8 protein-coding genes are annotated in these 13,196 nt (G+C 44.8%); 4 read left to right on the top strand and 4 right to left on the bottom strand.

The window, feature by feature from the left end; genetic code table 11:
• Positions 1-390: 390 nt before the first annotated feature.
• Positions 391-1,029, top strand: coding sequence for a Pycsar system effector family protein (locus tag ABL924_RS06105; RefSeq protein ID WP_349026187.1), 639 nt, complete (start codon positions 391-393; stop codon positions 1,027-1,029).
• 40 nt (positions 1,030-1,069) lie between these two features.
• Here the strand turns inward: ABL924_RS06105 and ABL924_RS06100 are convergent, their stop codons facing one another.
• Genes ABL924_RS06100 through ABL924_RS06090 form a run of 3 tightly spaced genes read right to left on the bottom strand, consistent with a single transcriptional unit; the run spans position 1,070 to position 5,246 of the window.
• Positions 1,070-4,435: an NAD-glutamate dehydrogenase domain-containing protein gene (locus tag ABL924_RS06100; protein ID WP_349026186.1), complete on the bottom strand. Its 3,366-nt coding sequence runs from the start codon at positions 4,433-4,435 to the stop codon at positions 1,070-1,072.
• 37 nt (positions 4,436-4,472) lie between these two features.
• The gene (locus ABL924_RS06095) at positions 4,473-4,898 is read right to left on the bottom strand and encodes an ATP-binding protein (RefSeq protein ID WP_349026185.1); all 426 of its coding nucleotides are present in this window, start codon (positions 4,896-4,898) and stop codon (positions 4,473-4,475) included.
• 9 nt (positions 4,899-4,907) lie between these two features.
• Positions 4,908-5,246 carry an STAS domain-containing protein gene (locus ABL924_RS06090; protein ID WP_349026184.1) on the bottom strand — a complete coding sequence of 113 codons (339 nt, stop codon included), beginning with the start codon at positions 5,244-5,246 and terminating at the stop codon, positions 4,908-4,910.
• 1,113 nt (positions 5,247-6,359) lie between these two features.
• Here ABL924_RS06090 and ABL924_RS06085 point away from each other — a divergent pair.
• The 3 genes from ABL924_RS06085 to ABL924_RS06075 all read left to right on the top strand — a co-directional run bounded on the left by ABL924_RS06085 (position 6,360) and on the right by ABL924_RS06075 (position 12,173).
• A complete protein-coding gene (locus tag ABL924_RS06085) occupies positions 6,360-9,650 on the top strand; it encodes a multicopper oxidase domain-containing protein (protein WP_349026183.1) in 3,291 nt (1,096 codons plus the stop codon).
• A gap of 138 nt (positions 9,651-9,788) precedes the next feature.
• The gene (locus tag ABL924_RS06080; protein ID WP_349026182.1) at positions 9,789-10,076 is read left to right on the top strand and encodes a hypothetical protein; all 288 of its coding nucleotides are present in this window, start codon (positions 9,789-9,791) and stop codon (positions 10,074-10,076) included.
• A gap of 315 nt (positions 10,077-10,391) precedes the next feature.
• Positions 10,392-12,173, top strand: coding sequence for a hypothetical protein (locus ABL924_RS06075; protein ID WP_349026181.1), 1,782 nt, complete (start codon positions 10,392-10,394; stop codon positions 12,171-12,173).
• A 688-nt stretch (positions 12,174-12,861) separates the two neighbouring features.
• Here the strand turns inward: ABL924_RS06075 and ABL924_RS06070 are convergent.
• Positions 12,862-13,137, bottom strand: a complete 276-nt coding sequence (locus ABL924_RS06070; RefSeq protein WP_349026180.1) for a hypothetical protein — start codon at positions 13,135-13,137, stop codon at positions 12,862-12,864.
• Positions 13,138-13,196 lie beyond the last annotated feature (59 nt).

The following is a 13,196-nucleotide window of genomic DNA, read 5'->3' as shown; positions in this document are numbered from 1 at the left end:
TTTTTATGGATTACTTTTTGTCGGGGAAAATAGATTGATAAACGGGTTTTTGTGCGCGAAAGCGTTTTAGCTGAGTAAATCGCATTCCATGTGCTTAATTTTTATACGTAAACACCACTTATATAACTGTTTACTGCTCGTCCCGTCGAGACTTAATCAGCATTTACTTAATTCATGTTAGGCACTTAAGCGTTTGAAGCTCATCGAAAGCCAGCCGGACGGCTTTCAAATACAGCTTGGCCCTGAACGCGAAATAGTTGTGCTTGTGTTTGATTGAAAGGCACTCCAGGCGTTACGCGGTATAGATCGACAGGAAGCATGGTTGCCTTGTGTCCTGCCCCGTTGGGGCGTGGAATGAAATGGTTTAATTAATTATTGAGGTCAACTACCATGCAAACTCAAAATCATCAATCCTCGACTGGTGATGAGCCGGTATCTGCGGACATTTCGTCAGCTACACTGGCTTTAAATCATCCTTCTCGCACGGACACAGATGGAATCAAGGCAGATAGTCTTAGCACTGCGGACCAACTAAAGGAATTTGAACTTAGGCTAAAGTTTGGCGAAGAAATTCATCAGTCTATTCGGCATAGCATAAGATTGGCGGACCAAAAAGCAGCAATCTTTTTTGCGGGTGCCACTGCACTCCTTACCTATTTAAATACACTTGGACTTACCAATAAGTGGATAACCAACCCTAGTTCGTGGGAATTGATACATATCCTATCGCTTACTGCAACATTAGGGCTGGTTATTGGCTGTATTTTCTGTGCATTCACAATTATGCCCCGCTTCGACGGATCAAAAAAAAGCATCATCTTTTTCAATGCAATTGGTGAGTATGGTAGCGCCTCGCAATATTCGGAAGATGTGCTAAGTCGAAAAATCAGCCAGCTATGCGATGCAGAGTACAGGCACACTTATGAATTGTCAGGTGTGTGCAGAGCTAAATACAATTCACTAATCTATGGCTTTTGGTTTGGTATAGTTGGCGTTTTTTCGGCTTTTGCGCTATTAGCCTTCAAGTGATTAGCGTGGTGGTTAGTTTAAATTCAGGCATAGTTACAAACTATACGTTTCCCTCAATCAATTTTCCCAGCACTCTTATTAAAGTAACGTAAGGTAACAAATTTATTGGCGGTATATTTTGAATTTCCAGATAAAGCCGCCGGTATTGCTTGATGTACTGTTTTTCAGGTTGAAGCTCAAAATAGTCGGTGCAGGTCTTGACTTGGCTAGCCAGGATTTTCTTCAGTAATTGGCCAGTGAAGTGTTCTATATCTTCCTGCAAATCATTGCATATGCTTCTCTCCCAAACATCACGCAAGGGCATGCTGACTAACTGTTGCTTGATCTCAGCCAAGCCGAGCGTATCGGTAATGTCATTCAATAAGGTCAAGACAGTCGTAAAATCTTGCTGGGTTTCCGTCACCAATAACATAATGAAGGGGAAATTCTGGCAATTGGCAATAAAAACTAGTTTTTGTGCCAGATCTGTTGGCGTCTGTGCCTGTTGATATTGCTTGAGTTTTTCTTGTAAATGATCTAGGTGGTGCTGATTTACATACGCTTCGTAGTCTTTTAAATAACGGCTGTAGCAGTTAATCGTGCTTATCTCGGGTCGGATGATTCTGCCATGCGCTATTGCCCAACGGCAAAAATACGTCAATGTTTGTTCAAGTTGGATTAACAGTTGGTATTGCTGATCTGCTGAGACTTTATTGTCTAATGCAGCAATCGCTTGTCTTAACTCATCAGCCTGCAAAATCTGGTCAAATGCTAAATAGCAATTGACGGTATCCAATAGGGTGCCGTTTTCACTATCAGCAGCCAGGCTTAGAAAACCACACCCCGCCTGATTGATAATTTTATTGCTGATAACGGTTGCTTTAATTTCATTCGCTAACGGATGCTCGGAAAGATACTGTTTAAACGGAACACTAAGCTGAGTTGGAAAATAGGTATGCAAATAACAGTCATAGCATTCGTCACTTAATTGCGCGGCATGATTCTGTAAATGCTGGGACAAATACATTTTACCGGCGGCCATTAAATCCGCCAGCTCGGGGCGAGAAATGACTTGTCCGGGACGGGATTGGATTTCTTTGGTTTGGGCAAAAGACTCAACGCTTCTATCTAAAATTCCGGCAGCTTCCAGGCGGTCTGCCACTTGCAAAAATACCGACAAATTTTCTGCGCTATGTTCTGAAATACGGAGTTGTTCCAAGGATAAGCAAAGGCTTTGTGCAATATTATCTGCTAGTACTAACTGGCAGACGGCTTCCGTCATATCAATAAATAGAGACTGATAGTCAACGATTACCTTTTTCTTATGCAAGCCTGTGAGTAATATTTTTAAATTAACTTCATGATCGGATGTATCGACACCCGCCGAATTATCCACCGCATCGGTATTAATGCAACCACCACGTAAATTGTATTCAATGCGGGCTTTTTGCGTAAAACCCAAGTTTGCACCTTCACCCACTATTTTTGCGCCCAGGTCGCAGGCATCCACACGCACGTTATCGTTGTTTCTGTCGCCAACCTCTTCGTGCTTTTCCGTGCTGGCTTTCACATAAGTGCCAATGCCGCCCAGCCATAATAATTCGACGGGCGTAACCAACAAATAACGAATCAGGGATTCGCCATCTATAAATTTATAGCGTATGCCTAACCATTTTCTTAATTCAACGGAAACGGGAATGTCTTTGGCCGACCGGGAATAAACCCCGCCCCCTTCGGAAATCAGGCTACGGTCATAATCATCCCAAGTGGAGCTGGGTAATTCAAACAAGCGTTTACGCTCATTAAACGGTGCGTCATCGTCTGAGGGACTTGGATCGATGAAGATATGCTGTCCGCTGAATGCCGCAATTAATCGGATACCAGGCGACAACAACATACCATTACCAAACACATCGCCATCCATGCTGCCAATACCGATCACCGTAAAGGCTTCTTGTTGAATATCTTTGCCCAATTCACGAAAATGCCGTTGAACGCATTCCCAAGCTCCACGCGCCGTAATGCCCAATGCTTTATGGTCATACCCGCGAGATCCCCCGCTGGCAAAAGCATCATCCAGCCAGAAGTGATACTCGGTAGCAATTGAATTGGCAATATCTGAAAACTGGGCGGTGCCTTTATCCGCTGCAACTACCAGATAAGGATCGGGGCCGTCGTGGATGACTATACCTTCAGGGCTTACAATGGTGTCATCACGATAATTGTCTGTTAAATCAAGCAAACCGCGCATTAATGTTATATACGCTTTTTTTCCAGCCGCTTTGAAATCTGGTTGAGAACCATTCCCTTTCACTACAAAACCACCTTTAGCACCAGTCGGAATAATTAAGGCATTTTTGTTAATTTGGGTTTGCATCAAATCCAATATTTCAGTCCTGAAATCATCGAGACGATCAGACCAGCGGATACCGCCACGGGAAATTTTTCCGCCCCGTAAATGGATTCCTTCCATATCGACACTGTGTACATAAATCTCATACTGTGGTTTTGGGGCAGGCAGTTCGATAACGCCTAGACTATTAATTTTAAAGGCGATAAAATAATCTTGTTGAGACCGGCGCTTATGAAAATTACTTCTAACCGTTGCATCAATCAAGTTAAAAATAGTACGTAAAATTCGGTCGTCATTAATATCGGACACCTTATCAATATTCCCCAGCAATTCCATACGCAACGGAAACATCGCCTGCTCTTCCCGAAGCATGGGATCTTCCCATTCAGGATTCGGTCTGAAGCGTACTTCAAAATAATGGTATAGACCGAGTCCAACCTGCGGATTGTTAATCAAGGCATGGTGAAAACTGGCCCGTGTCGTTCGATGCCCTAATTGCAGATAATAGTTTCGGTAAGCACGAAGGACATCTATTTCGTGCCAAGTCATTCCCGTCAACACACACAATTTGTTGAGCGCATCATTTTCAACCTGCCCCTGCATGACGGCTTGAATGGTTTTCAGCAGTTGGCTTTTTAGCTGGCTAAATGGGGCGCATTGGCTTTTGGCGGCTTTGATGGTGAAACTTTTAATAGTCGCACTGACACCATCAAGCATAAAGGTAAACTGGACTTGATCCATGATCCGTAAATGCAGGTTTTCAAGTACAGGAATAAACTCGTCCAGATAACGTTCTTGAAGACTGTAAAAATGTAGCCGATAGTACGGATGATTTGCGTAAGGCTTAAGCAGGCTGATACTTTCGCAATTCGAGGCTATTAAGCGCTCAAGCTGGAGAATATCATTAAGGGCGTAACGGGGTGAAATCAGCTTTTGATAATCGGCAGGGAACAACGCATGATATTTTTGCCATAAGTGTCTACCTGTTTCCTTGCCCAAGACTCTAATTGACAGGGCTTTTAAGGTTTCTTGCCAGGATTTGGTACGTTTCTGTAGTCGTTCATCCAAGTTCATGGTTATCGGTAGCTGGCGTTTTCGTCACAGGTAAGCCTCACTTTAGAGTTTTGATCATCTCCAGCACATTGTACTCATCTTGTCGACTATACGTAACGGAGTCCATCAAACTGCGGATAAAAAAAAGTCCCATTCCGCTTTCTTGAGGATGCTCGAAATCCGGTAACGGCACCGCTTCCAGATCGAAGCCCTGTCCATGATCGTAAACTTTGATGTTTAACTCGTTTTCCTGGAGATGAATCGTTATTCTGACGCAGTTTTTGGGGTCATCATCACACGCATGTTTGATGGCATTGACGGTCGCTTCTGTCAGCACCAAGTTCAACTGGTACGCCAAGGCCGCACGATCACCCGTAAAGTCATCCAGCTCCTTGGCGATGCCCTCGCCAATGCTGCCGATCAAATCCAGATATTTGGTTTGCGTCGGGATAACGACATCTACCTGTATAAAAGGAGTACACATGACCATTCGCTAATTTTCACTACTGAGAGCCTCATTTAAATCGGCATATATGTCAAAGACACGGTTAAGGCGCGTTAATTCAAACATCGACAGGACTTGTTTCTGTATATTGGTTAAAGCCAGCTTTCCCGATTTAACAATGATGTGCTTATTGCCGGACAATAAAGCCCCTAAACCGGAGCTGTCGATAAAGCGGACATGTTCCAACTGAACGATAATCTGCTTTTCCCCGCTTTCTATCATCTGTAAGAGATATTCTTTTAATTCGCCCGAGTTGTGTGCGTCGATCCTTTCATCTTGGATGGTCAACACGTTATAGCCACTTATTTTTTCTAGTTTCAAATTCATGGTGTTTTCTTGGTAATTAAACTATGTGGTTTCACTTTTAGACCCAACGTCAGTTGGACGCGAATTCAATTCAGAAGTGCAATTTTTACAGGATAATCTAGTTGGTTAACTCTGCCAAGTGAGCTTTAGAAGATCTCTAAAAATCTCCGGCATCCTCGCCATGCTCTCCCTCTGGACACAACTATCTACCCCTTCTCCCTTGGGGGAGAAGGTCGGGATGAGGGGGATTAACCAGTTGATTTTATTCTCCTCGGCAATTGCTCCTGCATTGCCCTAATACCTACATCCTTGTAGGCATCCCAGTGGGGAGAAGGAGTTTTTTGAATTTTTAGAGATTCCCTTATGGGAGCGAAATCAATTGAGCATGACGCTATTGATTTCCCATACGCGATATATAGCATAGTTAAATTAAATAAACAAGTAGGTGTTTACACCTATATGAGAATTAGAAAAGCCCTTCATAATGCCATCACCTAAAAGGTGGGTAAGCAGCTTAAATGGAGAATCGTGCAGATGAAAAGGTAAGTTTTCCCGCGTGTGGAATTAGATAATTAAGCACTGCGATATTTTATTGACAGCTATAAAAACGATGCTATATTGCGTCGGCTGAGTGCAGCGTCATCTTTACTATAGTCCCATGTGGAAACATGACAGCCACCAAGATAGCTTGCGTAACTATGAATTTCCAAAACAATCATTTGGTTAAATTAATTTTGGATTATATGAATGTAATAAACCGAGCCTAGCTCTATTGATTCAATTTGACAGCACTTTAAACGGTGATAGATTGCGTAAGCACAAGATTACAGAGCTAATGCCTAAAGAGTTATCAATGTAACGATGGTGCTTTACGTACTTTAAACAACAATACAATCAGTTGGCCTAGTAACCATTGATTGCACAACACAGGAGGCTAAAAGAGAAATCACAGAAATAATTTCTCGCTTGAAAATACTATATCTACTCAAAATTAAAAAACACTTAAGTCTGCTTGCATTATTTTGAAGCTGCGGTTGTCTGCGCCTAAAATTTTAGCTCTAAATCCTTTTTGGATGAGAGCCAATGCACTCACGCTGAATTATAGTTAATAATAATAATATTGGAAGGTCATTTATGAAAACTTATTTGCCACTAAATAAAAGTGCGGAAATAACGAAGAACAAAAAACGAACGGGGTCGAGATCAATGACACCCATCTCATTAGCCATCGGTTGTGCTTTATTTTTTGGAGCGGCACAAAGCGTTTCAGCGGCGACTACCTTTACTCTTAGTTTGGCTCCTCCTGGGCCCATAGGTGCTGGTATCAATACTAACATCGCCTACACCGCAACGCTTACTGAAACGGGCACTACTGCATCAACAGGCACTACAACACTTAGAAGCACTTTGCCAGCAGGCATGGCTTTCGTCTCTGGTGGTGCTGGAACGAGTGGATTTAATTGTACGTATGCGACTGCGTCGCGGATTGTAACCTGTACGAGGGCGACCTCAATTGCCCGTAACGTACCGGTCTTGATCCCCTTGACGCTGACTTCAACTACGACAGGAACCAAGTCGGTTAGCGTGAATGTTTCAGGCGGCGGCTCCCTGCTAACCCTACTGCTTCCACTTGTTTCTAATGCGGTTTCCACCGTTATAAGCACCTTACCTCCACCCGCCTTTACACTGTCTCTGACAGGGCCAGCTAATGGCATGATTGGCAGCCCGTACGCTTATAGCGCGACGGTTACCAATACGGCGGCAACTGCATCGACAGGCACCACTGTAGTTAAAACCACATTACCAGCAGGGCTAACTTTTGTATCAGGTAGCTCCCTTGGTGGCTTTACTTGTACAGCAGCAACGCAAGTAGTGACCTGTAATAGAGCGACACCCATCTTGCCAAACACACCTGATGTGGTCACCTTGAACGTCAATCCAACGACTGCTGGCGCCAATGCTACTAGCGCAACTATTACTGGCGGCGGCTCTGTTGGAACGGTAACGTCAAATACAGTGACCACAACAGTGGTTGCGCGACCTGATGTGTCTGTGACACTCAGAACACCAGCACCTGCGCTGATGTTAAATACCATGAGCCAAATGGAAATCCGTGTTGCTAACGTAGGCAGCGTCGCTAAAGCACCGATCAACGTGACCTTCACTATGCCTGCTAATGTCAGCGCTCCGTTGAAGTTCTCACGTATAGCCGACGCTTGGGTTTGCTACACGACTGGGCAAGTGGTCAATTGTACCTATAGCAAAGATTTAGCTGCGGGTGCAAATTCACGCTTACGTATCCCTGTGACTCCAAAGGTTGCCAGCGTTTTGGCTTCGCCGTTTATTGCATCGGTAGCCACTGTGGTGGATGAAACTAATTTGGCTAATAATGGCCCAGTGAATTTTGCTGTGGCAACCGCAGTTGCTGCGTTTGTGCCAAAGCCAGCGTTCCCTTTGTTGGTGGGTCTAAGTCCTTATACTTATCCAGTTCTCAACCCTGGGTCTATCCCTAAGTATGCGATGCCATTGCCTAACCCCAATGCGCCATTCTATAAACATACGCCGGACACGACTACAGTGGTGGGTACGGATTCTTATAATCTGGATATTAAACAGGTTACGGCGCAAATATTGCCACCTGGTTTCCCTGCAACCAAAGTGTTTGCTTACGGTGATCCTGCGCGCTTGGATACCTATAGCTATCCAGCGCATACGATTGAAGCTCGTTCTACCAATATCAGCAATGTATCTGGACTAGGTAAGCCGGTAAAAGTTAAATATACCGATTCTCGCCCTAGTAATGCACTGCATTTAGCACCGGTTGACCATACCATCCACGGAGCGATGGCTGGACGTGAGAAGAATCCGTGGCCGACTGTTACCCAATCGCTTTTTGATCAAGGGATTATACCCCTAAACCCACCCACAGGAACTTTTCCAGGTGTCCCTGAACCTGACATACGGAGTGTGGCGCATTTACACGGTGCCCAAGTTATCGATCAAGGCAGTGATGGTTACTCGGAAGCATGGTCTTCACCGACTGGTGCAATTGGTGGGGCAACGTCTGCCAACCCAACGGTACCTTTCAACATAAATCCGTTTGATTACACCAACAACCAAGAATCGACTATGTTGTGGTATCACGATCATACCTTGGGTATGACCCGTAACAACGTGTATGCGGGCTTGGCTGGTTTGTATTTACTTCGTGACGACAATGAAATGGCAATGATTGCTAACAATCAATTGCCTTCTGGCCCTTATGAAGTGCCACTCGTCATGCAAGACCGTATGTTTAAGTTAAACGGTGATTTAGCTTATCCTGATATCGACATCAATACCGGCACAGGTACAGCCAATGATCCGAGTGCTAATCCTGAATTCTTCGGTGATGTCATGGTGGTTAACGGAGTCTCTTGGCCTTATTTGCAAGTTGAACCACGTAAGTATCGTTTCAGGTTATTGAATGGCTCAAACGCCCGTTTTTATACGCTTACATTGAGAGTTTCAGGTACAACAACCACTGTGCCATTCCAGGTGATCGGTACGGAAGGCGGTTTCTTGAATGCGCCGTTGACAACCAGCACACTGACAATGGGGCCGGCTGAACGCTACGATATCGTAGTGGATTTCTCCACTTTGTTGGGCAGAAACATCACTATTAGAAACACAGCAAACCAGCCATTCGGAAGAAATAATGCTTGCCCTGCGGTGGGTACAACCACCAATACTGGCGTCTGCGCTCCGGTTACGGTTCCTACTGTAGGCATGGCCGATCAAATTATGCAGCTTAGGGTGAACATTCCATTGAATGCCGCAGTGCCTAATGCCGTTGTTCCCGCTTCGTTGCGTACACCGATCCCAGCATTGGTGAATACCAACCCTGCTGCGCTACCGCATCAAGTATTGCTTGGCGAAAAAGCTGATATATATGGCCGTGTTAATCCGATTTTGGGAACTCCGACCGACGGTTTCTTAGATTGGACCAATACTATTACTGAAAACCCGATTGCCCATACCGTGGAAACTTGGGAAATCTTCAACAGCTCTGTTGATGCACACCCAACTCATCTGCACGACGGAGCATTCCAAGTATTAGAGCGGCAACCATTCAGTGCTATATTAGGTGCCAATGGTACGTTGCTCAATATTTGTTATTCGGCAACCGCGCAAGTTAAAGGCAATCCGGCGTGTCCTGCTGTTACACCTGCAACACCTGCTTTGGCGACTGAAAAAGGTTGGAAAGAAACCGTCATTGCTTATCCTGCCGAATCGTATATCCCACCTGGAGCAATAGGTGAGATTGTCAAAGGCCAGGTTACACGAGTACGTATGAAGTTTGAAGGGATTGGTCAGTTTGTTTGGCATTGCCACATTGCTGAGCATGAAGATCACGACATGATGCGACCTATGATAGTGCATTAAGCGCTTAAAGCATCAAACGACGACAGTGCGCCGATTCTGGGACAATAAAAACCATAGGAACTCGGCGCACTTTAACTTTAAAAAAGCAAACGCTGTCCTTTATACAAAATGAAGAACAGTTTTAAAAAAGGAAAAACCATGAAAAAAACTATAGTGACTCTTTTTTGTTGTGCCTTATCGGTTTCAACATTTGCAGCGACTGATGGCCTTCCGGCCAACTACACGATAACTTCTACTGATATTGAACCGACTGACGTGATCGGGGAGCTTAACGACGACCCCGAACAGCCTGCGGCACCGACATCAACCGAAGTTACAACGATGAATACCGAGCAAATTTCCAAATCCACCAATACGCGTTCAGAATGGAGGTCACGCAAAGACTCCGCACTTAAACGTCGTAGATCTGATCCTAGCCTAGACTAGTAGATATTGAATTAGCAGTAAAATTAGGGGCGGGGCTTAAAGCCCCGTTCCGTGTTTCGGGTATTAAAACGATAAAAAACTATGCCTTTAACATGCAGTTTAGGTCGGTGGCTTATAAAATTAAGTGACGCTTAATTAATTGATACTATGCTTAACACGGCGGTTGCTAACTTGGATTGATAAGCTAAGAAAATCAAAACCTCAAAGGTTGACACTTTAGCTGACTTTACACTGCTAGCAATTGTGAATAAAGTAACTAATAAAAATTTTGGCGGGAAGAGAATGAAGCACAACAAAAATACTACAGGATCAAACATGACGCAGCTAAGTTTACGTTCACTTACATTGGGTTTAGCATTAGCGGGTTGTGGTGTGCAAGCACTTGCCGCAACGTCTTATACCTTAACGACTGATTTTACAACGGTGGCTGCGGCATCAGGGGGATTTATCCCTTATAAGATTGAAGCCAATGGCCAAGTTTTTGGGAAAGCAGCGGCAACATCAATTGTCAATAATGTCCAATCTGGTACCCCTCAATTGTATGATATATCTAGTGACACTATCACCAATTTGGATACCTTAGCCAACGGAGATATATTCGTTTCGTCCAACGCAATCAATGCAGTTGGACAGGCCATAGGTCAGGTATCGCTCGCAGGTTCGACAACCGGTGTAAGTCCCAATATTTTTGTGCGCAATGCAAATGGAACAGTAATTGACCTAGGTGCTTTTGCTGGGACAACAGCCTATTCGACAAGCATTGCCGCAGGAATTAACGATGCCGGCCAAATAATTGGTAATAGCAGTGGCACCAGTAAGTGCGATTGGCGTGCATTTGCCGGCAACACCAACGGCGGCGGATTGCAATCATTAGGCTCATTAGGCGGCGGTGTTTATGATTCTACAGCGGCGAACGCCATAAACGCCAGCGGACAAATCGTCGGTGGCAGCTCGATTAATGGCGCATGTTTGCCGTCCGATATTTGGCACGCTTTTATTACTACACCGACCGGATTGAAAGACCTGCACTCACCTGCTATGCCAGTATTGAACGTTGGCGGCAGTACCGCTACTGCTGTCAATAATAACGGCTTTGTTGCTGGAGGATACGCTTACGCAGTCGGACCTGCTACCCGTGTTGCACCAGCCGGCACCCCTGTCATGCACGCCGTGATATGGGATACCTCGGCTGGGATTTATACGGATCTCGGTAAGCCGAACTTCAGTAGTATGTTGAGTAGCATTAACGCCAGCGGGCAAGCCGTCGGTTCCGAAACAGCAACCACCACTGCAATCGGCGGTTACGGTTACGCGGTAATCGGTGATGTTGCCAGCGGCAGCCTAACCAACTTGAACAGCTTGGTTACCAATTTGCCGACTGGCTGGTCGTTGGTACGAGCATTCGACATCAGCGATACTGGCCAAATTTTAGTTTATGCCAATGATACTGCTGGTGTAGTACATTACGCCCTGTTGACACCATCGACGACTCCTGTTGCATTGCCTGCTGCACCGACTAACCTCGTATCCACGGTAGTTTCAAGTGTGCAAATCAATCTCACTTGGGCGGATAATGCTACAAACGAGACCGCGCAATATCTGGAACGTTGCCAAGGCGTAGGCTGCACTAACTTTACGCAGATTGCCTCATTGGCTACTGGTGTGACAAGTTATAGCAATACCGCCTTAACTGCTGCAACAGCCTACAGCTACCGCATACGGTCGCATGGAGTAGCGGGAAATTCTGCTTACTCCAATATTGCCACTGCGACAACCTCAGCAGCGGTAGTTACTCCACCGGCGGCAACTACAGCTCCCGCAGCCCCAAGTAGTCTTAGCAGTGTTGCAATATCAAGAAGTAAAGTGGTTTTAAGTTGGCTTGACAATGCCACCAATGAGAAAAATTATCTGATTGAACGCTGCAAAGGGCTAACCTGCACCAACTTTAGCAAGATTGCAACAGTCGGTGCGAACGTTAAGACCTACTCAAACGCTGGCCTTAGCGCTAACACAAGCTACAGATACCGAGTTAGAGCATCCAATGCAGTAGGCAAATCCGCTTGCAGTAACGTTCTTAGCGTCACAACATTACCATAAGCCTGTTAGGAGGAATCCCGTTAGGGGTTTCCTCCTCTCCATTCAGCACCAACTGCTCCTCTTCACTCGCCGCAATGTTCATTGCTGCTCTCATCCTCAATATTTCTATCGTAACTAAATTTTAGTTGAAACCAGCACACTAGATACCCATTATGCCCAGAGGAGGCGAGACTCTTTAGTGAAATAATGTATTTAAAATTAACCATTTACAATCATCATCCCCTTCTCCCTCAAGGCATAGGTATCTATACAAGTGCCTACTCCTTCTCCCTCGAGGGAGAAGGCTGGGATGAGGGGGATATAAACAGTTGATTTTATTCTCCTCACCCCAGCCCTCTCGGCAACTGCTCCTGCGTTGCCCTACTACCTACGTCCATGTAGGCATCCAGCAGGAGAGGGGCTTGGCACTTTTGCAGCCCATTGTTTTCATTGCAATGAAAAGTTGTGTAGATACCTTTGCCCTCAAGGGAGAAGGGGCAGATGTTTGTATAGATACCCATGCTCAGAGGGAGAGCATAGCGATGATGCCGGGGATTTTTAGAGATCCCCATAAGCACTTCGAACCATCGTAACATCACTATCCTAACGCACAGATGCTAAACAGTGCCTGGTCACGCCAATTATTACGTCCAAACGTAAGCGCTCAATTATCAGCATAATGATTGTAAGAATATTTGGATAACTACAATTAAGATCGTGACAATTCATATCGACATATTCTATATTGGCCATCTAAAAGGTAAGTGTTTACTACACGATCAACAACTTCTCCACCATTCCCGCTAGGTCCCTTAGTACCCTCGGAAGGTTTCTGATCATTAAAAGATTTATTAATTACAATTTTGAAGTCTTTTAAGTCGTCATTAATCTCTTGTTTAGAGAGAACAAATAATGTTCCAACATTCTCATCATCAGATGGCCGCAGGTAAGTTTGTTCTGCTAACGGTATTAGTTTTTTTCCCATTTTAAGTTCTGCTATACTTAGCAAATTTTCTTTGTACTTAGTAAACCCTGTCTCTTATA

The organism is Methyloglobulus sp. (genome assembly GCF_040079455.1).
Lineage (GTDB): Bacteria > Pseudomonadota > Gammaproteobacteria > Methylococcales > Methylomonadaceae > Methyloglobulus.
This window is presented reverse-complemented; position numbering and strand designations above follow the sequence as displayed.